The 22,233-nt window shown below is 71.3% G+C and carries 17 protein-coding genes; 12 read left to right on the top strand and 5 right to left on the bottom strand.

Annotated features, from left to right (window positions below; genetic code table 11):
* Positions 1 to 23: 23 nt before the first annotated feature.
* Together ABT170_RS23215 and ABT170_RS23220 are read right to left on the bottom strand one after the other, a co-directional pair.
* A complete protein-coding gene (locus ABT170_RS23215; protein ID WP_351870324.1) occupies positions 24 to 1,094 on the bottom strand; it encodes a right-handed parallel beta-helix repeat-containing protein in 1,071 nt (356 codons plus the stop codon).
* A 127-nt stretch (positions 1,095 to 1,221) separates the two neighbouring features.
* On the bottom strand, positions 1,222 to 2,850 hold the full coding sequence (locus ABT170_RS23220) for an acyl-CoA synthetase (RefSeq protein WP_329945068.1): 1,629 nt from the start codon (positions 2,848 to 2,850) through the stop codon (positions 1,222 to 1,224).
* 168 nt (positions 2,851 to 3,018) lie between these two features.
* Between ABT170_RS23220 and ABT170_RS23225 the strand changes: the two genes are divergently transcribed.
* The 6 genes from ABT170_RS23225 (at position 3,019) to ABT170_RS23250 (ending at position 10,193) form a co-directional block, all read left to right on the top strand.
* Entirely contained in the window at positions 3,019 to 3,819 is an 801-nt protein-coding gene (locus ABT170_RS23225) for a crotonase/enoyl-CoA hydratase family protein (protein ID WP_266928703.1), read from the top strand.
* Between the two features lie 15 nt (positions 3,820 to 3,834).
* Positions 3,835 to 4,791, top strand: coding sequence for a Zn-ribbon domain-containing OB-fold protein (locus ABT170_RS23230; RefSeq protein WP_329945067.1), 957 nt, complete (start codon positions 3,835 to 3,837; stop codon positions 4,789 to 4,791).
* Positions 4,792 to 5,844, top strand: a complete 1,053-nt coding sequence (locus tag ABT170_RS23235) for a thiolase family protein (protein ID WP_351870329.1) — start codon at positions 4,792 to 4,794, stop codon at positions 5,842 to 5,844.
* Positions 5,837 to 7,003: a thiolase family protein gene (locus ABT170_RS23240; protein ID WP_329945065.1), complete on the top strand. Its 1,167-nt coding sequence runs from the start codon at positions 5,837 to 5,839 to the stop codon at positions 7,001 to 7,003. Before ABT170_RS23235 ends, ABT170_RS23240 begins: the two co-directional genes overlap by 8 nt.
* A gap of 107 nt (positions 7,004 to 7,110) precedes the next feature.
* On the top strand, positions 7,111 to 7,611 hold the full coding sequence (locus ABT170_RS23245; protein ID WP_073728595.1) for a hypothetical protein: 501 nt from the start codon (positions 7,111 to 7,113) through the stop codon (positions 7,609 to 7,611).
* Between the two features lie 347 nt (positions 7,612 to 7,958).
* Complete coding sequence (locus ABT170_RS23250; protein WP_351870438.1) at positions 7,959 to 10,193, top strand: glycoside hydrolase family 95 protein; 2,235 nt, start codon at positions 7,959 to 7,961, stop codon at positions 10,191 to 10,193.
* On the opposite strand, the gene ABT170_RS23255 is transcribed toward ABT170_RS23250, so the two are convergent.
* Positions 10,169 to 12,382 (bottom strand): terpene synthase family protein, encoded by a 2,214-nt coding sequence (locus ABT170_RS23255; protein WP_351870334.1) that lies wholly within the window; start codon positions 12,380 to 12,382, stop codon positions 10,169 to 10,171. The genes ABT170_RS23250 and ABT170_RS23255 overlap by 25 nt on opposite strands.
* Positions 12,383 to 12,682: 300 nt before the next feature.
* On the opposite strand from ABT170_RS23255, the gene ABT170_RS23260 reads away from it, so the two are divergent.
* The gene (locus ABT170_RS23260) at positions 12,683 to 14,014 is read left to right on the top strand and encodes an N-acetylmuramoyl-L-alanine amidase (protein ID WP_351870337.1); all 1,332 of its coding nucleotides are present in this window, start codon (positions 12,683 to 12,685) and stop codon (positions 14,012 to 14,014) included.
* 54 nt (positions 14,015 to 14,068) lie between these two features.
* Here ABT170_RS23260 and ABT170_RS23265 read toward each other — a convergent pair whose 3' ends face one another.
* Together ABT170_RS23265 and ABT170_RS23270 are read right to left on the bottom strand one after the other, a co-directional pair.
* Positions 14,069 to 14,746, bottom strand: coding sequence for a transglycosylase SLT domain-containing protein (locus tag ABT170_RS23265; protein ID WP_351870339.1), 678 nt, complete (start codon positions 14,744 to 14,746; stop codon positions 14,069 to 14,071).
* A gap of 470 nt (positions 14,747 to 15,216) precedes the next feature.
* Positions 15,217 to 16,422, bottom strand: coding sequence for an ROK family transcriptional regulator (locus ABT170_RS23270; RefSeq protein ID WP_329945061.1), 1,206 nt, complete (start codon positions 16,420 to 16,422; stop codon positions 15,217 to 15,219).
* Between the two features lie 165 nt (positions 16,423 to 16,587).
* Between ABT170_RS23270 and ABT170_RS23275 the strand changes: the two genes are divergently transcribed.
* Genes ABT170_RS23275 through ABT170_RS23295 form a run of 5 tightly spaced genes read left to right on the top strand, consistent with a single transcriptional unit; the run spans position 16,588 to position 22,217 of the window.
* The gene (locus tag ABT170_RS23275; protein WP_351870342.1) at positions 16,588 to 18,090 is read left to right on the top strand and encodes a sugar ABC transporter ATP-binding protein; all 1,503 of its coding nucleotides are present in this window, start codon (positions 16,588 to 16,590) and stop codon (positions 18,088 to 18,090) included.
* The gene (locus ABT170_RS23280; protein ID WP_329945059.1) at positions 18,087 to 19,106 is read left to right on the top strand and encodes an ABC transporter permease; all 1,020 of its coding nucleotides are present in this window, start codon (positions 18,087 to 18,089) and stop codon (positions 19,104 to 19,106) included. Before ABT170_RS23275 ends, ABT170_RS23280 begins: the two co-directional genes overlap by 4 nt.
* Positions 19,103 to 20,113: an ABC transporter permease gene (locus ABT170_RS23285; protein ID WP_351870346.1), complete on the top strand. Its 1,011-nt coding sequence runs from the start codon at positions 19,103 to 19,105 to the stop codon at positions 20,111 to 20,113. The genes ABT170_RS23280 and ABT170_RS23285 overlap by 4 nt, the downstream gene beginning before the upstream one ends.
* Positions 20,110 to 21,324: a substrate-binding domain-containing protein gene (locus tag ABT170_RS23290; RefSeq protein WP_351870349.1), complete on the top strand. Its 1,215-nt coding sequence runs from the start codon at positions 20,110 to 20,112 to the stop codon at positions 21,322 to 21,324. Before ABT170_RS23285 ends, ABT170_RS23290 begins: the two co-directional genes overlap by 4 nt.
* The gene (locus ABT170_RS23295) at positions 21,321 to 22,217 is read left to right on the top strand and encodes a sugar phosphate isomerase/epimerase family protein (protein ID WP_351870352.1); all 897 of its coding nucleotides are present in this window, start codon (positions 21,321 to 21,323) and stop codon (positions 22,215 to 22,217) included. The genes ABT170_RS23290 and ABT170_RS23295 overlap by 4 nt, the downstream gene beginning before the upstream one ends.
* The last annotated feature ends 16 nt before the right edge of the window (positions 22,218 to 22,233 follow it).

Genomic DNA, 22,233 nt, shown 5'->3' on the forward strand with positions numbered 1-22,233 from the left:
CTCCTTGTACGGGGGGACACGCCTCAGCACATCCCCGCGGGCTCGGACGTCCCGCACTGATTGCGGGCGAAGGTGTTGCCCGTTCCGGTGTCCCGGTCGGCGAGGTCGGCCGGCTGATTGCCCCGTACGACGTTGTCGCTGATGGAGTTGCCGGTGTTGGGGGCGCCCACGAAGCTCTTGAACAGCACGATGCCGCCGGACAGCGGTGTGGCGCCCACGTTGTTCTCGACCACGTTGTCGCGGACGACGGTGTCCTCGCTGCCGGTGAGGACGATTCCGGTGCCCTGGATGGCCGACAGCCGGGGGGTCTCGGGGCAGAACTTGTTGTTCTCGACGATGCGGTTGTCCTGGACGGTCATCGCGCCGGCCTTCGGCTTCGACTCGTCTCCCACGACGAACACACCGCTGCAGTTGCCGGTCATGGTGTTGTCGTCGATCGCGAGATTCCTGACCCGGCGGGCGGTGACACCGATGCGGTTGCCGGTCAGCCTGTTGTCGCGGATGTCCGTGCCCAGGGTGTCGGTGGCCCCGTCCTCCTCGTCGACCGTGTTCGCGACGAAGACGCCGGCGTCGCCGTTGTCGCGGGCGGTGTTGTGCCGGAACGCGCCCCGGGTGGACCTCTCCTGGGCGATGCCCCAGGTGCCGTTCTTCTCGGACGTCACCTTGTGGACGCTGAGCCGGTCGGTCCAGGAGGCCCAGATGCCGCTCTTGGCGAAGCCCGACACGGTCAGCGAGCGGATGCGGACTCCGTCCACCGTCTTGGCCTTCGTGCCCAGGACACAGATGCCGTTGCCGCCCTTCGCGCAGGCGTTGGCGGTCTTCCCGTCGGCCGTCCCGGGCAGGATCACGGTCCTGTCCCCGGACCCGGCCAGGGTCAGGTCCGGCTTGGTGATCAGCACGCTCTCCCGGTAGGTGCCGGGCAGGACGAGGACCGTGTCACCCGGCTGCGCGGCGTCCACGGCCTTCTGGATGGACTCGCCGGGACGGACGACGTGGCCCGCGGTGGGGGCGGCGGCGGAGGGGACGGCCGTGGCCAGTCCGGACGCCGCGATGGCGGCGATACCCGCCAGGCATGTGAGGTGTTTTGTTCTCATGAGCCGAAGCTATGGGGGATCACCCACCCCTGCCACACAGGGTGAGCGGATGGATACACCACGTCCCTGAATGGCCCACCCGGGCCCGGTCCGGCGCCCGTCCCGCCCCCGCGCGGGCCCGGTCCGCTCAGTCCGGTGCGCCGGGGCGCGCGGCGACCACCGAGCGGGCCCACCGGTAGTCGGCCTTCCCGCTGGGCGAGCGCTGGATCCGGTCGGTGAAGACGGCGGTGCGGGGGATCTTGTAGCCCGCCAGCCGGGTGCGGCAGTGCGCCTGCACCGCCGCGAGGTCCAGCGGGGCGGCCCCCTCGCGCAGCTGGAGCACCGCCGCCACCCGGTTGCCCCACCGCTCGTCCGGCACCCCGGCGACCAGGACGTCGTACACATCCGGATGGGCCTTGAGCGCCTGCTCGACCTCCTCCGGGTAGACCTTCTCGCCCCCGGTGTTGATGCACTGCGACCCGCGTCCGAGCACGGTGACGATGCCGTCCTCGTCGACCGTCGCCATGTCGCCGAGCAGGACCCACCGCTCCTCGCCCCTGCGGAAGAAGGTCTCCGCCGTCTTGCCCGGGTCGTTGTAGTAGCCCAGCGGTACGTGTCCGCGCTGGGCGATCCGCCCCGGCTCGCCGGGGGCCACCGGCTCGTACGTCACCGGATCGACCACCGCCGTACGGGAGTTGACCTGGAGCCGGAACCCCCGGTCCGGGCCCGAATCGGCCGTCGCCGTGCCGTTGAAGCCGGATTCGGACGAGCCGAAGTTGTTGAGCAGCATCACCGTCGGCACCAGTGCCTGGAACTCCGCCCGCACCGAGTCGGACATGATCGCCCCCGAGCTGGAGACGGAGAACAGCGACGAGCAGTCCGTCCCCCTGAGCGGCCCCCCGAGCGAGTCGATCAACGGCCGGAGCATCGCGTCGCCGACCAGCGACACGCTGGTGACCTTCTCCTTCTCGATCGTACGGAGCACCTCGTCCGGCACGAACTTGCGGTGGACGACGATCCGCTGGCCGAAGTTGAAGCCGATGAACGCGGTGAGCGTGGAGGTGCCGTGCATCAGCGGGGGAGTGGGGAAGAAGGTGATCCCGTCACCGCCCGCCGCCACCCGCTCGGCCAGCTCCTGCGGGGACTTCACCGGCTCGCCGGTCGGTGCGCCGCCGCCGAGGCCGGAGAAGAACAGGTCCTCCTGGCGCCACATCACCCCCTTGGGCATGCCCGTCGTGCCGCCGGTGTAGATGATGAACTGGTCGTCGCCGGAGCGCGGCGCGAAGCCGCGCGCGGGGGACCCGGAGGCCTCGGCGTCCGTGAACGCCACGGCTTCCGGCCCCGGGGAGTGCGCGGCCGGTGTCCCCACCCGCAGGAGATGCCGCAGTTCGGCGGCCTGCGGGGCGGCTGCCGCGACCCGCTCGCCGAACTCGGCGTCGAAGACCAGGGCCGCCAGATCCGCGTCGCGGTAGAGGTAGACCAGTTCCTCCTCCACGTACCGGTAGTTGACGTTGACCGGAACGATGCGGGCCTTGAGACAGGCCAGCACCGTCTGGAGGTACTCGACGCCGTTGTAGAGGTGCAGTCCCAGGTGCTCGCCGGGCCGGATGCCCGCGCCGGCCAGATGGTGGGCGATCCGGTTGGCGGCGGCGTCCAGCTCCGCGTAGGTGAGCCGGCGCTCGGCCCCCGTACCCGGATGGTCGACGTAGACGAGCGCCTCGCGGTCCGGGACCACATCGACGACCGACTCGAACAGGTCGGCAAGGTTGTACTCCACCGTTCCTCCTGACCCCGGGGGTGCTGAGTGGCTCGGCGGTCATTAGAGCGCCGAGCGGCACAAGTGGGAAGGGGGGCCGCCGAAGAAATCTGACTGAGTGTCAGAAAACTATTGAACTGAGCACCCGCCTACTGCAACCTGTTCTGAATCTGGAGACGGAGGCAGGCAATGGGCGGTACGGAACATCTCGGGACGCGGCGCGAGGGCGCCACGCTGGTGCTCACCCTGAACAGGCCGGAGGCGAAGAACGCACTCTCGCTGCCGATGCTGGTCGGCCTGTACGACGGCTGGCTCGCCGCGGACGCGGACGACTCGGTCCGCTCGGTCGTGCTCACCGGCGCGGGGGGCTCCTTCTGCGCGGGCATGGACCTCAAGGCCCTGGCGGGCGGGGGAATGGCGGGCGAGGAGTACCGGGACCGGCTGAAGGCCGACCCCGACCTGCACTGGAAGGCGATGCTGCGCCACCACCGCCCCCGCAAACCGGTGATCGCCGCCGTCGAGGGGTACTGCGTCGCGGGCGGCACCGAGATCCTCCAGGGCACCGACATCCGCGTCGCCGGAGCGGGCGCCACCTTCGGACTGTTCGAGGTCCGGCGCGGACTCTTCCCCATCGGCGGCTCGACCGTACGGCTGCCACGTCAGATCGCCCGGACCCACGCCCTCGAAATGCTGCTCACCGGCCGTCCGTACAGCGCCGAGGAGGCCGCCCGCGTCGGACTCGTCGGTCATGTGGTGCCCGACGGCACCGCGCTGGAGAAGGCGCTGGAGATCGCCGAACGGATCAACGCCTGCGGACCGCTCGCCGTGGAGGCGGTCAAGGCCTCCGTCTACGAGAGCGCAGAGCTGACCGAGACCGACGGCCTCGCGGCCGAACTCGCCCGCGGCTGGCCGGTCTTCGACACCGCGGACGCCAAGGAGGGCGCCCGCGCCTTCGCCGAGAAGCGCCCGCCCGTCTACCGGCGCGCCTGAGCCAAGGAGACAACCGTGCCCGAAGTCCTCAGCGCACCGCTGGTGGTCGAATTCCCCTTCACCCGCTCGCTCGGCCCCGTGCAGAGCGCCTTCCTCACCGGACTGCGCGAGCGGACCGTGCTCGGCGTGCGGACCGGCGACGGAAAGGTCCTCGTACCGCCCGTCGAGTACGACCCCGTCACCGCCGAGGAGCTCCGCGAACTCGTCGAGGTCGCCGCCACCGGCACCGTCACCACCTGGGCCTGGAACCCCGAACCGCGCCGCGACCAGCCCCTGGACACCCCGTTCGCCTGGGTCCTGGTCCGGCTCGACGGCGCCGACACCGCGCTGCTCCACGTCCTGGACGCCCCGGGCCCCGAGGCCGTACGCACCGGGATGCGGGTCCGCGTCCGCTGGGCGGCGGGGCGCACCGGCGCGATCACCGACATCGCCTGCTTCGAACCGTACGAAGGGGACGCGGACACCGGCCGGCCCGTCCGGCACAGCGGCGAGTTCAGCGACCCGGTCACCACCATCGTCACCCCCGCCCGGCTCGACTACACCTACACCCCCGGCCGCGCCCAGAGCGCGTACATCAACGCCCTCGCCGAGCGGCGCACCGTCGGCGAGCGCTGTCCGTCCTGCCGCAAGGTGTACGTGCCGCCCCGCGGCGCCTGCCCCACCTGCGGCATCGCCACCGCGGAGCCGGTCGAGGTCGGCCCGCGCGGCACCGTGACCACGTACTGCGTCGTCAACATCAAGGCCGCCCACACGGCGAACCTCGGCATCGAGGTGCCGTACGTCTACGCCCATATCGCCCTGGACGGCGCCGACCTCGCGCTGCACGGCCGGATCGCCGGCATCCCCTACGACCAGGTGCGGATGGGGCTGCGCGTCGAACCGGTCTGGACCGAGGGCGGCCGGTACCCCGACCACTACCGGCCCACCGGAGAGCCCGACGCCGACTACGACACGTACAAGGAGCTGCTGTAGATGCGAGACGTGGCGATCGTGGCCTTCGCGCAGACCGCGCACCGGCGGCGCACCGACGAACTCTCCGAAGTCGACATGCTGATGCCCGTCCTGCACGAGGTCCTCGGCACGACCGGCCTGAAGGCGAGCGACATCGGCTTCACCTGTTCCGGCTCCAGCGACTACCTGGCGGGCCGGGCCTTCTCCTTCACCATGGCGCTCGACGGTGTCGGCGCGTACCCGCCGATCTCCGAGTCGCATGTGGAGATGGACGGAGCCTGGGCGCTGTACGAGGCCTGGGTGAAACTGCAGACCGGTGAGGCGGACACCGCCCTGGTCTACGCGTACGGCAAGTCCTCGCCGGGCGAGGTCCGCGATGTCCTGACCCGGCAGCTCGACCCGTACTACGTGGCCCCGCTCTGGCCGGACTCCGTGGCTCTCGCCGCCCTCCAGGCGCAGGCGCTCATCGACGCGGGCGCCACCGACGAACAGGGCCTGGCCGTGATCGCCGCCCGCAGCCGCACCGCCGCCTCGGCCAACCCGTACGCCCAGCTCAGCGGGGACGTTCCGGCGGGCCGCCGGGCGGTGGCGCCGCTGCGGACCGGCGACTGCCCGCCCGTGGGCGACGGTGCCGCGGCCGTGGTCCTCGCCGTCGGGGACACCGCCCGCGCCCTGTGCGCGCGCCCCGCCTGGATCCGGGGCATCGACCACCGGATCGAGGCCCACGGCCTCGGCGTCCGCGACCTGACCGACTCGCCCTCCACCCGGCTCGCCGCCGAACGCGCCGGTGCCTTCGACCGGCCGGTCGACACCGCCGAGCTGCACGCCCCCTTCACCTCCCAGGAAGTCGTGCTCCGCGCGGCGCTCGGGCTGGGGGACGAGGTCAGCGTCAACCCCTCGGGCGGGGCCCTCGCCGCCAACCCGATGATGGCCGCGGGTCTGGTCCGGCTCGGGGAGGCCGCCGCCCGGATCCACCGGGGGGAGTCCGACCGGGCCCTCGCCCACGCCACCTCCGGACCCTGCCTGCAACAGAATCTGGTCGCCGTCCTGGAAGGGGAGAGCGCTCATGCCTAAGGAGCCCGTGGCCGTCGTCGGCATCGGCCAGACCAAGCACGTCTCCGCCCGGCACGATGTCTCCATCGCCGGGCTCGTCCGGGAGGCCGCCGTGGCCGCCCTCGCCGACGCCGGGCTGACCTGGGCGGACATCGACGCCGTGGTCATCGGCAAGGCCCCCGACTTCTTCGAGGGGGTGATGATGCCGGAGCTCTACCTCGCGGACGCGCTCGGCGCCGTCGGCAAACCGATGCTCCGCGTCCACACCGCCGGATCGGTCGGCGGATCCACCGCGCTGGTCGCCGCCAGTCTGGTGGCCGCCCGTGTCCACCGGACCGTACTGACCCTCGCGTTCGAGAAGCAGTCCGAGTCCAACGCCATGTGGGGCCTCTCGCTGCCGATCCCGTTCCAGCAGCCGCTGCTGGCCGGTGCGGGCGGCTTCTTCGCCCCGCACGTGCGCGCGTACATGCGCCGCAGCGGCGCCCCCGACACGGTTGGCTCCCTCGTCGCGTACAAGGACCGGCGCAACGCGCTGAAGAACCCGTACGCGCACATCCACGACCCCGGCATCACCCTGGAGAAGGTCCAGGCCGCGCCGATGCTCTGGGACCCCATCCGCTACTCCGAGACCTGTCCGTCCTCCGACGGCGCCTGCGCCATGGTCCTCACCGACCGCGACGGCGCGGCCCGCTCCCCGCACCCGCCCGCCTGGGTGCACGGCGGTGCCATGCGCAGCGAGCCGACTCTCTTCGCGGGCAAGGACTTCGTCTCGCCGCGGGCCGGGAAGGACTGCGCCGCCGATGTGTACCGGCAGGCCGGGATCACCGACCCGCGCCGGGAGATCGACGCCGTCGAGATGTACGTGCCGTTCTCCTGGTACGAACCGATGTGGCTGGAGAACCTCGGCTTCGCCGCCGAGGGCGAGGGCTGGAAGCTCACCGAGTCCGGCGTCACCGAACTCGACGGCGACCTTCCGGTGAATCCCTCGGGAGGAGTCCTGTCCACCAACCCGATCGGGGCATCCGGCATGATCCGTTTCGCCGAGGCGGCCCTCCAGGTACGCGGGCGGGCCGGCGAACACCAGGTGGAGGGGGCCAGGAAGGCACTGGGCCACGCCTACGGCGGCGGGGCGCAGTTCTTCTCGATGTGGCTCGTCGGATCACAGCCGCCACCCGGCTGAGACGGCGGCGCGCCCCACGGCGGGCGGGGGCACCCGGTGCCCGCCGCCGCCCACCGTGCGCGCGGGCCCGGCTCCGCGACGTGAGCCGGGACACGTAACATGTCCGCATGTCCTTCCTCCGTCGCCGTAGCGCCGCCACACCCGCGGGCCCGGACTTCGATGTCCTGGCCATGGATCCGGGGGACTGGCCCGGAAACCTCGGCGCGGGTCTGCTTCCCGCTCCCGACGGGAGCTGTCAGGGCGTCTTCCTCCGCTACGACCTGTACGGCGGACGCGGCCCGGCCATGATCATCGGCAACCTCCCGACCGGCTCGCCCGCCCGTGAGACGGAGGAGGGCCAGGTCCCCTTCGAGGTGGCGCAACTGCTGCTCGCCCTGGAGAACGACGAGCCGATCGAGGTGACGAGCACCGAGGACGTCCCGGTGATGCAGGGGGACAACCTGCTGATCGTCCGCCGGGTCAAGCTCTCCGAGAGCCGGATCGCATGTGTCCAGTTCGACCGCAGTGACGGTGTGCTCGTCACCATCGCCAGCTGGGACCGGCCCATCACCGACGACCTGTACGCGCTGCTGAAGCCGCTGCCGGCGGAGCTCTTCCAGCAAGGCTGAAACGTCCCTGCGCACGGCCGCCCGCACCGCGACGGGCGGCTTTCGGCTGTCCGGGCCCGGCCGCCCTCCTCGCTCCGGTGCCGCCGGCCCGTTCCGTCCATGTGCCGGGAGCCTTTGTCCAAGAGCCGTCTCGTTCTGCGTCTTGTGGGTCGGTCATCGGACCTTTACGGTGCGATGCCATGACATCCGGGATGACGCGACGCACCTCAGTGAAGACGGCGATCGGCGCGACCGGCGCTCTGACGCTCAGTGTTCCGGCGTTCGCCGGAGCGGCGCAAGCAGCCGTTACCTCCGATGAATCGAGCGGTCCGGCCGCTGGCCAAGCGCCGCCGGACCTGCCCGTGCCCATGCTCTGGTACAGCACCCCCGCCGCGGGATGGGAGCGCGAGTCGCTGCCCATCGGCGGGGGCGCCCTCGGCGCGAGCGTCTTCGGGACACTCGCCACCGAACGTCTCACCTTCAACGAGAAGACCCTGTGGACCGGAGGTCCGGGATCGGCGCAGGGATACGACTTCGGCAACTGGACCACCGCCAGACCGGACGCCCTCACCGGAGTCCGGGAAGACCTGGACCGCACGGGCGCGCTCGGCCCGGACGAGGTCGCGGACGCGCTCGGCCAGGCCCGCCGCGGCTACGGCGCCTATCAGGTCTTCGGTGACCTGCTCATCCGTCTGCCGGACGCCCCGGACGCGGCGGACGGCTCCTACCGGCGCGCGCTCGACCTCTCCACCGCCCTGGCCACCGTCGCCTACACCCATCGCGAGGCACACCACACGAGGGAGTTCTTCGTCTCCCACCCGGGCCGGGTCATCGCGGGGAGGCTCGCCGCCGACCGGCCCGGACAGGTCGCCCTCACCCTGGGCTACACCTCCCCGCGCGCGGACTTCACCGCCACCGCCGCCGGGGACCGGCTCACCGTACGGGGCGCGCTCCAGGACAACGGGCTGCGCTTCGAGGCCCAGATCCGGGTCCGCACCAGCGGCGGGAGCGTCACCGCCGGAGCGGACGGCACCCTCACCGTGACCGGTGCCGACAGCGCCTGGTTCGTCCTGGCCGCCGGGACGGACTACGCGGACAGCCATCCCGTCTACCGGGGCCAGGACCCGCACCTGGCCGTCACCCGGACGGTCGACGCCGCGGCCGGGATGTCGTACGAGAAGCTCCGCGAGGAGCACGTACGCGACCACCGGAACCTCTTCGGCCGGGTCACCCTCGACATCGGCCAGCGGCTGCCCGAGGTGCCCACCGACCGGCTGCTCGCCGGGTACACCGGCGGGGCGAGCACGGCCGACCGGGCCCTGGAGGCGCTCTTCTTCCAGTACGGCCGCTATCTGCTCATCGCGTCCTCGCGGGCCGGATCACTGCCCGCCAACCTCCAGGGCGTCTGGAACAACTCCACCACCCCGCCCTGGTCCGCCGACTACCACACCAACATCAATCTCCAGATGAACTACTGGCTCGCCGAGGTCACCAACCTCGCCGAGACCACGGAGCCGTACGACCGCCATGTCGAGGCGATGCGCGCCCCCGGCCGCAGGACCGCCCGGGAGATGTTCGGCACCGAGGGCTGGGTGGTGCACAACGAGACCAACCCGTACGGCTTCACCGGTGTGCACGACTGGTCCACCGCCTTCTGGTTCCCCGAGGCGGCGGCCTGGCTCACCCAGCAGATGTACGAGCACTACCGGTTCAGCGGCTCCACCGGCTACCTGCGCTCCACCGCCTACCCGGTGATGAAGGAGGCCGCCGAGTTCTGGCTGGCCAACCTGCGCACCGACCCGCGCGACGGCACACTCGTCGTCACCCCCAGCTACTCGCCCGAGCACGGCGACTTCACCGCCGGCGCCGCGATGTCCCAGCAGATCGTCCACGACCTGCTCACCAACACCCTGGAGGCGGCCAGGACCCTCGGTGACGCACCCGCCTTCCGCGACAGGCTCCGGGGCGCGCTGGACCGGCTCGATCCCGGACTGCGGATCGGCTCCTGGGGGCAGCTCCAGGAATGGAAGGCCGATCTGGACGACCGGACCGACGACCACCGGCATGTCTCCCACCTCTTCGCCCTGCACCCGGGCCGGCGGATCGAACCCGGCAGCGAGTGGGCCGACGCGGCCAGGGTCTCGCTGACGGCACGCGGCGACGGCGGAACCGGCTGGTCCAAGGCGTGGAAGATCAACTTCTGGTCGCGGCTGCGGGACGGCGACCACGCGCACAGGATGCTCGCGGAACAGCTGAGGAGCTCCACGCTGCCCAACCTCTGGGACACCCACCCGCCCTTCCAGATCGACGGCAACTTCGGCGCCACCTCCGGCATCGCCGAGATGCTGCTCCAGAGCCACCACGACGTCGTCGAGATCCTGCCCGCGCTCCCCGCGGGCTGGCCCGAGGGGTCGGTGCGCGGGCTGCGGGCCCGGGGCGGCTTCACCGTCGACATCGAGTGGGCGGCGGGTGCGGCCCGCCGTGTCGTCATCACGGCGGGACGCAGCCGCCGGGTGACCATCGGCAGCACACTGTTCGCGAGCGGCCGCAAGACCCTCCGGGCGCGTGCGGGTGGCCGCTACACGCTGCTGCCCGACAGCTGAGCCATCAGCCGCGTCACGCGCGCGGCGGATGTGCCGAGCCCCGTGGGACCGCCGAGGTGCCACGGGGCGCCGGTGCCGCGCCGCAGATCCTCCTCGCGGTAGCGCCGGCAGCCCCGGTGCCAGATCAGGATGCCCGCCATCCAGTTCCGCAGCTCCAGCACATAGCCCGACAGGATCTCCCGCGCCTCGGCGTCCAGGCCGAAGTCGTCGTACAGCACGGGCAGTTCCTGCGATGCCACGTGCTGGAACTGCCGCAGCCGTGAGTTCATCAGGTCGTGCACGATCGCCACGCCGGTCGGATAGTCGACCCCGAAGAAGTTCTGCACGACCAGGACGCCGTTGTGCACCTCACCCTCGTACTCGATCTCCTTCTGGTACGAGAACAGATCGTTCATCAGCGCGGCGTAGTCCGCGGCGGCGTTCTCCAGGGACCTGAGCGGGCCGCTCCGGTAGATCTCCGCAGGAACCTTTCGTCCGTGGCCGACCCGGCACAGGCTCATCGTCAGATCCGAACCGAAGGTCATACGGCGCATCTCGACATAGTCGACCGGGTCGGGGATACGGTTCTGCGCCTGGTTCGCCAGCTCCCACAGCCAGCTCGCCGTCATCGACTCGATCCCGTACCGGAAGGCGCGCCGCTGCTCCCCGTCCATCGGGGCCGCGGTCCGCCGCCACAGATCGGCGAGCCCCCGCTCCAGAGCGTTGACCGGCTCGGGCGTCCCGGCGCCCTCCAGCGGCATGAACTGCGAGAGCCGCTCGTTGGCCAGCCGCGCCCCGGCCAGATCACGGGTCCGCCCGTGCACGACGGGAAACCAGTCGTCGCCGTACGTACCCCAGGCCAGCCACCCCGAGGAGAGGTCCAGCTCCTCCGGTGTCGCGTCGGGATGGATCCCCGCCGCGCACAGCGGCAGATCGATGTCGAGCAGCCGCTTCTCGTCCCAGATGTGCGAGCCCGGCACTCCCGGCTGCGCCTGAAGAATGCCCATCCGCCGCGCCCAGTCGACCATCCGTACCCGTGCGCCCTCCAGATGCGGGCTCAGTGCCGTACGGAAGGGGAGGTCGAAGTCGGGCAGCAGGGAGGGGCCGACATGCCGGTACGGCACATGGGTGTGGCCGCGCAGCCGCGACGACTCCGAGCGCGGGGTGAGCCTGATCGAGGCGGCGGACATCCCGAGCGCCGGGGCGGACTGCCCGGCGCCGCCGTCGTTCATGTAGCGGCTGGAGCGCAGGTGCCACTCATGGCCGCCGGACTGCCAGTCCTGAAGCCCCTTGACGTAGGCGAGGACGGCGGTGGTCTCCGCCGGGTCCAGGCCCTTCTCCGCGCAGAGCGGGCCCAGTTCGCTCAGCGCGGTGTTCTCGAACTGCTGGAGCCGTGAGGTCAGCAGATCGTTGACGGCCTCGGCGGCCTCCTGGGTGGAGCAGCCGAGGAAGGTCTCCAGGACCAGCACCCCGTTGCTGTTCTCGCCCTCGTCCTCGACCTCGCGCTGGTACGAGAACAGGTCGTTGCGCAGGTGCACCGCGTCGGAGAAGGCGTCCCGCAGCACCCGCAGCGGGCGCGAGCCGGCCACCGCGTCGGGCACCTCGGCGCCGGCGGCGTACTCCACGAGCCCCGCCGACCAGGGGGCGCCGCCCACCTTGCGGCGCATCTCGATGTACTCGACGGGGTTCGCGATGCGCCCCTCGTTGATATTGGCGAGCTCCCACAGCGACTCGTTCAGCAGATTCTCGGTCGACTCCGCGAACCGGGCCCGCCAGGCGTCCGACATCGCGGGCACCGTCCGCGCCCACAGATCCGCCAGCCCCGCCTCGACGGGGTTGGCGGGCTCGGGCATCGGCGCGCCGCGCTCCATCGGCATGAAGGCCGGCAGCCGGTCCAGATACCGCTTCCCGGCCGGCCGGTCCGGAGTGCGTTTGAACAGTTCCAGGAAGTGGTCGTCGAAGAAGAACACCCACACGTACCAGTCGGTCACCAGGGACAGCGCCTCGGCGGAGCAGTCGGGGTGGGTGTACGCGCACAGCAGCGCGTAGTCGTGTGCTTCGAGGTCCTTCTCCTCCCAGATGCCCGAACCCTCCAGCATCCCCATTCCGCGCGCCCACTCACGGGTGTGCCGCCGTGCCTCCTCCACATGAGGATTGAGCCGTGCCGGATACGGAACATAGAAGTCCGGCAGTGAGAAGGGCTGTGCCATGTGCGTCAGGCCTTTCCAGGAGCTGCCGCGCGACATCCGCGCGGACCAGTGGTGTCCGCGCCAGCACTACCCTTCGGCCATCCGGGGCACGCACACCATCAATTAGTCAGATGAACGCCAATGCGATCGGGTGAACCCTTCGCAGGTCAGGGCATGCGTCAGTGGTCTGGTCCAGTGGCTCAACGAGTTATCTCCCCAACACTCTTGACGCACCATCACCACACGCCACAGAGTTTCCGCCCAGAACGGAGATCGCCCCCAGGCACGCATCCAGTACGCCCGGCTTCCAGAAGGGTTGTCATGACGTCCAAGCGGAGGACCAGACTCGCGCTCGCGCTGACCGCGGCCGGTGCGCTGAGCGCCGCCCTGCTCGCCCCGGCGGCCCGGGCGGGTGCCGACGGGACGCGGCCCGAGTGCCCGCGCGGCCTCGGCTGCGACTGGGTCCCGGCGGCCTACCAGCAGACCGGCGACCCGGCCGACAAGGAGACGTACGGCAACTACGACACCGCGGACCGGCCGCGCGGCAACAGGATCAAGTTCATCGTCCTGCACGACACCGAAGTGGACTTCGACACCACACTGAAGATCTTCCAGAACCCGCTGAACCAGACCTCGGCCCACTATGTGGTGCGCTCGTCCGACGGCCATGTGACGCAGATGGTCAAGAACAAGGACGTCGCCTGGCAGGCCGGCAACTGGTATCTCAACACCCACTCCATCGGTATCGAGCAGGAGGGCTTCGCCGCCGAGGGCGCCACGTGGTACACGCCCGAGATGTACCGCTCGACGGCCAGGCTCGTACGTCACCTGGCGGCCGAGTACGGCATTCCGCTGGACCGGCAGCACATCATCGGCCACGACGGAGTCCCGCCCGCCAGCGCCTCCGGGACCAAGAACATGCACTGGGACCCGGGCCCCTACTGGGACTGGAACCGCTTCATGGCCCTGCTCGGCAGGCCCACCGTGCCGACCGCTCCCAAGGACGGCGAACTCATCACGGTCAGCCCGGACTTCAAGCGGAACAAGCAGGCCTTCCGCGACTGCGAGAAGGGTGTCGACCTGCCCCTCCAGGGGAGCAGCGCCGTCCCTCTGCACACCGAACCGTCCACCGGCTCACCGCTGTTCGCCGACCCGGGTCTGCACCCCGACGGCTCCCCGGGCACCAACTGCGCCGCCGACTGGGGCAGCAAGATCAGCGCCACCCAGCAGGCCGTCGTCGCCGGCCGGGCCCCGGGGTGGACGGCGATCTGGTGGTACGGGAAGAAGGCCTGGCTCCGGACCCCGGACCGGGCCCGGGTCACCACACCGACGGCCGGTCATGTGGTCAGGCCCAAGGACGGGAGGGCGGAGGTCCCGGTGTACGGGGTGGCGTACCCGGAGAAGTCCGAGTACCCGCAGGACCACGCGTCGCCGGTCGTCGGCAGTCCGCTGGTCTACACGATCAAGGCGGGGCAGGCGTTCCCGGGCGGCGGCGAGGCGCCCACCGGATACTTCTACGCGCCCACGATCGACTCCTCCAAGCCCTACGACCACACGTACTTCAGGGGCGGACAGAAGTATGTGACGGTCCAGATCGGACACCGGATCGGCTTCGTGAGGGCGTCGGACGTGGATGTGGTCCGCGTACGGTGACGCACGGCGCGGCGGGGAGGGCGTGGCCTCTGCCCGCCGCGCGCCGGGCGTGGCTCAGTAGGCCGAGTCGACGTTGTCGATCGAGCCGTAGCGGTCCGCGGCGTAGTTGGCCGCGGCGGTGATGTTGGCGACGGGGTCGGTGAGCTTCTTCGGTGTACCGCTGACGTGGTACGCGTCGAAGGTGGGCTGGATCACCTGGAGCAGCCCCTTGGAGGGCACGCCGTTGCGGGCGTTGATGTCCCAGTCGTTGACCGCGTGCGGGTCGCCGCTGGACTCGCGCATGATGTTGCGGTGCAGCCCCTCGTAGGAGCCGGGGATGCCCTTGGCCTTCATGATGTCGAGCGACTCGCGGATCCAGCCGTCCAGGTTGTTCTTGTACTGCTTGGGTGCGGCAGCCTTGCGGTCGGCGGAGCGGTTGGCGGCCTGCTCGGACGTGTGCGCCTGGAGAACGGCGGTCTTCTTGGCCTCCGTCTTCGCGGCCGTCGTCTTCTTGGCGGCCGCGTTCTTGGCCACCGCGTCCTTGATCGCCGCGTCCTTGGCCGTCTGGATGCCGGTCGCCGGTATTCCGGCGGCCGCGACCGGCTTGACGTCGATGGCGGAGTGTGCCGCCGCGGGCCGCGCGTCACCGGACGCGCCGGTGGCGGCGAGAGCGGTGACGGAGCCTGTCGCGACGAGCACGGCGGCGGCGATCTTCTGCGAACGGTTGATGCGGAGGGTGCTGAGGCGAGGCATGCGGGAGCTCTTCCGGTGGGGGACGGGCGTGGCGGCCTTCGGCGGCGCGGGGGTACAGGTACCGAATGGCCCGGCCGCGTTCGCCGGAGGCGTGGGTCGCAGGCTCGTTCTCGGTGCCGGGATCCATGGTTAACGGGCAGAACGAGGGGAGGCAATGACCCTCTTTACTACCCTTCATCGTGAGATCAAGTGGAATGACCGTTTTGATGGCCTGATTGCGCCGTGAAAGCGGCGCTGCGACTACTACTGGCAGTCGTACGTGACGAAGGTCCTGTGGCGGGCTTCACCTGCCGGGACAGGGGAGGCGGCACCGGTACGCCGCAGGGTCGCAGCGGCTTCACCGAGCGTGGAGGAAACCGCGGGGGAAGAGAGGGTGCGGAAGGCGGTCGGCAGCGAGCGCCGGGAGGGGGCGGAAGGGGAGCGGAGGCCGCGAAGTGCGGCTGGGGCCGTGGGGTGGACGCCGCCGCGCCTCAGCGGACGCCGGCGCTCCGACCGCTCACCACCCGGTCCACCTGCTCCACCGACAGGGCGTGCTCGATCGCCAGGATCCCCGCCCCCACCGCCGCCGCGTTCTCGCCCGTCCGGCTCGGCTCGATCCGCAGCACGTGCGTCGCCAGCGGGTGCGAGCGCCGGTAGACCGCCTCCCGGACCCCCGCGAGCAGCTGGTCGTGGACGGCGGCCAGAGCGCCGCCCAGCACGACCGTGTCGGGGTTGAAGAAGTTCACCAGACCGGCCAGCACCTCGCCGACCGCCCTGCCCGCCTCACGGACCATCCGTACCGCGTCCCGGTTGCCGGACTTCACCAGCCGCACCACATCGCTGCCCGATGTCGCCTCCAGCCCGAGACCGGACAGCTTCGCCGCCAGTGACGCCCCGCCCGCGACCGCCTCCAGGCAGCCCGAATTGCCGCACCGGCACGGGTCGTCCAGCTCCGCGACCCGGATGTGGCCGATGTCACCGGCGCAGCCCTGCGCGCCCCGGTGCAGCAGGCCGTCGGCGACGATCCCGCAGCCGATCCCCGTACCGGCCTTGATGTACAGCAGATAGCGGCAGTCGGGGAAGGCGCGCCGCTGCTCGGCCAGCGCCATCACGTTCACGTCGTTGTCGACGAGCGCCCGCACTCCGAACCGGGCGGCGAAGAACTCCGGGATCGGGTACTGGTGCCACCCGGGCATGATCGGCGGATCCACCGGCCGGCCGGTGGAGAACTCCACCGGCCCCGGCACCCCCACGCCGATCGACCGCAGCGTGTCCGGTGCGCGCCCGGCCGCCTCCAGCAGCGTGTGCAGAGTGCGCTCCACATGGCGCAGGACGGAGTCGGGCCCGTCGCCGATCGACAGCGGATCCTCCTGGGCGGCGAGCATCGTGCCGCCGATGTCCATCAGTGCCACCCGGCAGTGCGAGGCCCCCAGGTCCACACCGGCCACGGCGTGCTCGGCCGTCCGCAGCGCCAGCCTGCGCGGTGGCCGGCCACCGGTGGAACCGCCGTCCGCGTCCTCGTCCACGAAGCCGTGCCCGATCAGCGCGTCCACCCGCTGGGAGACCGTCGAGCGGGCCAGACCGGTGATCCGGGCGATGTCCGCGCGGGTCGAGGCCGCCCCCGAACTGATCAGGGCGAGCACCTCGCCGGGGGAGTTCGAGGCGGTCGAGGAGAGGCGAACCGACGGCGAAGGCATGGCAGTCACCCTAGGGACGACTTCCGCTGCTCACAAGGCGTCAATTGTTCGTTCATCGACCTAAGTGCGACTCAACTCCCGTACGAATAAAGCTGCTTGAGCCCTTGACAGGTCAAAGGTGCATCACGAACCTGCTCTGCAGACCGCTTACCGAGGAGCCAGTCGATGCTGACGATGCAGGGCGTGTCCAAGAGCTTTCTCGGGGTCCGGGTGCTCCACGATGTGGGGCTCGACCTCGAAGCCGGAGAAGTGCATGCCCTCGTGGGCGAGAACGGCGCGGGCAAATCCACCCTGATGAAGATCCTCGCGGGGGAGCACACACCCGACACCGGCACCATCACCCTCGACGGCACCACGCACTCCTTCGGCCACCCCGCGCAGGCACAGGCCGCCGGGATCGGCATCATCCACCAGGAGTTCGCGCTGCTGCCGCACCGCACGGTCGCCGAGAACGTCTTCCTGGGCCGCGAACCCACCCGACGCGGTCTCGTCGACCGCCGCGCCATGGAACGCCGCACGGCCGAACTGCTGGCCCGGATCGACGAAACCGGGATCACCCCGCGCACCCCCGTCCGGGAACTCCCGGTCGCCCGCAGGCAGACCGTCGAGATCGTCAAGGCCCTCGCCTGCGACGTACGGGTCCTGGTCATGGACGAACCCACCGCGCCGCTCGCCGGTCACGAGGTCGCACGCCTGTCCGCCCTGGTGCGCAGGCTGGCCGCGAGCGGGCTCGGCATCCTGTACATCTCCCACCGATTACCCGAGGTCTTCGACCTCTCCGATCGCGTCACCGTCCTCAAGGACGGCCGTCACGTCACCACCCTCACCACCCGCGACACCGACCCCGGCACCGTCGTACGGGCCATGGTCGGCCGTGAACTCGGCGCCTACTACCCGCCCCGGGCCCGCCCCGAGGAGCTGGGGGACACCGTCCTCGCCGTCAGCGGCGGCGCCAACTCCCGTATATCCGGGATCGATCTGTCCCTCCGGGCCGGCGAGGTCGTCGGCGTCGCCGGACTCCAGGGATCCGGGCGCACCTCGCTGGTCCGCGCGCTGTTCGGCGCCGCCCCCTTCACCGCCGGCAGCATGACGGTCGCCGGAGAACCACTGCGTCCGGCCCGCCCCCGCGAGGCCATCGGGGCCGGGATCGCCCTGGTCACCGAGGACCGCAAGGGCGAAGGGCTCGCCCTGCGCCAGTCCGTCCGCGACAACGCCCTGCTCGTCACCCGGTCCGGCGCCACCCGCTCCGGAGCCACCCGAGGCGGACCGCCCGCGGGCCGCGCCGTCACCGCCCTGCTCGAACGCGTACGACTGCGGGCCCGCGGCGAGGACCAGGAGGTCCAGTACCTCTCCGGCGGCAACCAGCAGAAGGTCGTCATCGCCAAATGGCTCGCCGCCCGCCCACGGGTGCTGCTCTTCGACGAACCGACCCGGGGTGTCGACGTCGGCGCCAAGGCGGCGATCCACACCCTCGTCCGGGAACTGGCGCGCGAGGGCCTCGCCGTACTGATCATCTCCTCCGAACTGCCGGAGCTGATCGGGATGAGCGACCGCGTCATCGTCATGGCCGACGGCCGTCCGGCCGGTGAACTGCCCGCCGGGGCGACGGAAGAGGCCATCATGCGTGTCGCCACCGGCGGCGGCCGTCCGAAGGAGGACGCCGCGTGAGCGAGGTCCGGACCGGCCCCACACCCGGGAAGACGGCCGGCCGGCCGCGCGTACCCGCCGGGCCGCGCCTCACCGGCCCCGTCACCGGGGTCTGGCTCGCCGCACTCGCCGTCACCGTACTGGGCTGGCTCGTCGTCGCCGCCCGGGGCGGGGACTTCCTCACCGTCACCAACACGGTGGCCATCCTTCAGAACTGCGTCGCCCTGGGCCTCGTCGCCGTCGGCCAGTCCGTCGTCATCCTCACCGGATCGCTCGACCTCTCGGTCGCCCACCTCATCAGCCTCGGCACCCTGGTCGCCGCCGAGACCATGCGCAGCGGCAGCGTCCTGGTCGCGATCCTCGCCGTCCTCGCGCTGTCCGCCGCCGTCGGACTCGCCAACGGCCTCATCGTCACCGGGCTGAAGGTCAACGCCTTCATCGCCACCCTCGGCACCGCCTTCATCCTGCGCGGCTGGATCGAGGACACCTACACCGGGCCCGCGGGCGAGGTCCCCGCCTCCTTCCAGCGGCTCGGCTACGACCGCGTCGGCCCCGTCCCGGTCTCCGTGTTCCTGCTCCTGGCCGTCGCCGTCGTCATCTGGACCGTCACCCGCCGCACCCGGATCGGCCACCACATGTACGCCACCGGCGGCGACGAGCACGCCGCCCGGCTCTCCGGGGTCCGCACCCGCCGCACCGTCGTCGCCGCCCACATCCTGTGCTCGCTCTGCGTCGGCACCGCCGCGCTCTTCCTCGCCGCCCGGCTGGGCGCCGGAGCCCCCTGGGCGGGCACCGAGGCGCGCTACGACCTGGAGTCCATCGCCGCCGTCGTCCTCGGCGGCACCGCGCTCGCCGGCGGACGCGGAGGAGTGGCGGGCACCCTCGGCGGTGTCCTCGTCCTCGCCGTCCTCGACAGCGTCTTCAACCAGCTCGCCGTCGACCCGTTCTTCAAGAACGTCGTCCGCGGTGTCGTCATCATCGCGGCGGTCGCCCTGTACGCCGGGCGCCGCCGCGCCCCGCGGGGGAGGACCGCATGACCGCCGCCACCGAGGCCGCGCCCGCCGGACGCCGCCTCCTACGCGCCCTGGGCACCGGCGCCCCCGTCTGTGTGCTGCTCGCCGTGCTGCTGGCCGCCCTCGCCGTCACCGACCCCGGATTCTACGAACCCGACCGCTTCCTCGCCTTCGTCAAGCGCGCGGCTCCCCTCGTCATCCTGGCGGCGGGCCAGTATCTGGTCATCGTGTGCGGCGAGTTCGACCTCTCGGTGGGGGCGATCGTGACCGCCGGGGTGGTGGTCGCGGCCGAACTGTACGGTTCCTTCCCCGGTGCGCCCTGGCCGCTGGTCACCGCCGTTCTGCTGCTCGCCGGGGCGCTGGCCGGACTCGTCAGCGGACTGATCACCACCCTGCTCGAAGTGCCCTCCTTCATCACCACGCTCGGGATGATGCTGATCCTCGAAGGGGCCGTCTTCTTCTGGACGGGCGGCTCCCCGCACGGCGCCCTGCCCGCCGCTTTCCGGCAGCTCGGCCGGGGCACCGCGCTGGGCTGGCTGCCCTGGGCCGTGCTCGCCTGCCTCGCCGCCGGGCTGCTCGCCGTGGCGCTGATGCGCTCCGACTTCGGCCGCACCCTGCTCGCCACCGGCGACAGCGAACGGACCGCCGGACTCTCCGGTGTACGGGTCGCCCGCGTCCGCACCATCGCCTTCATCCTCTCCGGCGTGGCGGCGGCCCTCGCCGCCGTGCTCGTCGGCGGCTTCTCCGGGGTCTCCGCGCAGGCGGGCCGGGGGTACGAGTTCGAGGCGATCACGGCCGTCGTGCTGGGCGGGGTCCTGCTCGGCGGAGGGCGGGGCTCCGTCGTCGGGGCGATGGCGGGGGCCTTCTCCCTCCAGGCCCTGTTCACGCTGCTCAACCTCCAGGGGGTCTCCGGCGCCCTGGAATCGACCGTGCAAGGCGTCATCGTCATCGCCGCCGTCGGACTCGGCGCGGCCGACTGGTCCCGGCCGCGCAGCCGGCGTACCGAACCCTCGGGAGGGAAACCCACATGAGTACGCGACTGACCCGGCACACCCTTCTCCCCGTGACCGCCGTGCTCGGCGCGGTCCTGCTCGCCGGGTGTACGAGCGATGTGCCGTCGAACCCCCCGTCGGCCGCGTCCGACGGTCCCGCCGACGGCTCCGGGACCGGCGAGCAGTCGAAGTTCTTCGACCGGACCGAGTACGAACGGCAGCTCGCCCTCGGCAGGGAGACGGCCCAGGGCCCGGCGGACAGGCCGTGGGAGCAGATGCTCCGGCCCGAGTTCACCGACACCTCCCGGTACCGGCGCGAGGGATCCGGCGGGCTGCACCTGTGCTTCTCCAACGCGGGGGTGTTCAACCCCTGGCGTCAGGTCGGCCTCAAGAACATGCGGGCCGAGGCCGCGCTCCACAAGGAGATCACCGAGTTCACCGTTCTGGACGCCCAGGGCAAGGACGACAAACAGATCTCCGACATCCAGGAGCTCACCGGCAGGGACTGCGACGCCCTGATCGTCTCCCCGAACACCACCGCCACCCTCACCCCCGCGGTGAAGCAGGCCTGCGCGAAACTGCCCGTCATCGTCTTCGACCGGGGTGTGGACAGCGACTGCGCGGTCACCTTCATCAATCCCGTCGGCGGCTACGGATACGGGGCTGCCGCCGCCGACTTCCTGGTCGGGAAGGTCAGGTCCGGGGGCAAGGTCCTCGCCCTGCGGATCTCGCCCGGTGTCGATGTGCTGGAGACCCGCTGGTCGGCGGCGAAGCTCGCGTTCGACCGGAGCGGTCTGGACGTCGTGGACGTGAAGTTCACCGACGGCGACCCCGCCAGGACCAAGTCGATCGTCTCCGACGCACTCACCCGCCACGGCGGGATCGACGGCGTCTGGATGGACTCCGGTGCGACCGCCGTCGCCGCCGTCGAGGCGTTCGAGGACGCGGGCAGGGACGTACCGCCGATCACCGGAGAGGACCAGCAGGACTTCCTCCAGGCGTGGAAGGACAAGGAACTCACCGCCGTCGCCCCCTCGTACCCGACGTTCCAGTGGCGTACGCCCGTCATCGCCGCGCTGAGGATCCTCCGGGGCGAGCAGGTCCCCCGGGAATGGAAACTGCCGCAGCCCACCGTCACCGAGGACACCCTCGACCAGTACCTCAAACCCGGTATGCCCCCGCTGCACTACGCGATGTGCGGCTGCGAGGACCTGCCCGGCTTCCCGGAGAAGTGGGGAGGGAAGAAGTGAGCACCGCACGCCTCCCCCTCGGCGCGAACCCGTGGATCTGGCATTCCCCGGTGACGTACGAAGCACTCGGCGACGTCCTGCCGCGCCTGTCCGCCTGGGGTTTCGACTGTGTCGAGATCCCGCTGGAGAACGAACGCGACTGGTCACCCGCGTCGGTGGGCAGACTCCTCGACGTCTCTGGGCTCGCGCCCGCCGCGGTGATCGCCGTCATGCCGCCCGGCCGCGATCTCGTCCGTACCGACCCGCGTACCGTCCGGGTCACCCAGGACTATCTGCGCCGCTGCGTCGACGCCGCCCACGCGCTGAACGCCCCCACCGTCGCCGGGCCCCTCTATACGGCAGTCGGCCGCACCTGGCGGCTGGACCGGCGCGAACGCGAAGCGGCCTACGCGGAGTTGCGCGAGAACCTCGCCCCGGTCGTCCACCATGCCGCGGCCGCGGGTGTACGGATCGGGGTGGAACCCCTCAACCGGTACGAGACGAGCCTGCTCAACACCGTCGAGCAGACCCTCGACGCCCTCACCGGGCTCCCCGGTGACACCATCGGCCTGGCGCTGGACACGTACCACCAGAACATCGAGGAACGCTCCCTGACCGCCGCCGTACACCGCGCCGTGGGCCGCATCGTCCATGTCCAGGTGTGCGCCAACGACCGGGGCACACCCGGCGCCGACTCCCTCGACTGGACCGGCTTCCTCACCGCTCTCCTGGCGAGCGGGTACCGGGGGCCGCTGTGCATCGAGTCGTTCACCGCGCACAACGACGCCATCGCGGTCGCCGCCTCGGTGTGGCGGCCACTCGCCCCCGCCCAGGACACCATCGCCACGGAGGGCCTGGCCTTTCTGCGTACCGCTCTGGCCGCACTGGAACAGCCCCCGGCCGCCGCCCCCTGACACCCGGGCCGCCGCC

Origin of the sequence: Streptomyces sp. NPDC001787 (assembly GCF_040297465.1) — a bacterium.
Taxonomy (GTDB): domain Bacteria; phylum Actinomycetota; class Actinomycetes; order Streptomycetales; family Streptomycetaceae; genus Streptomyces.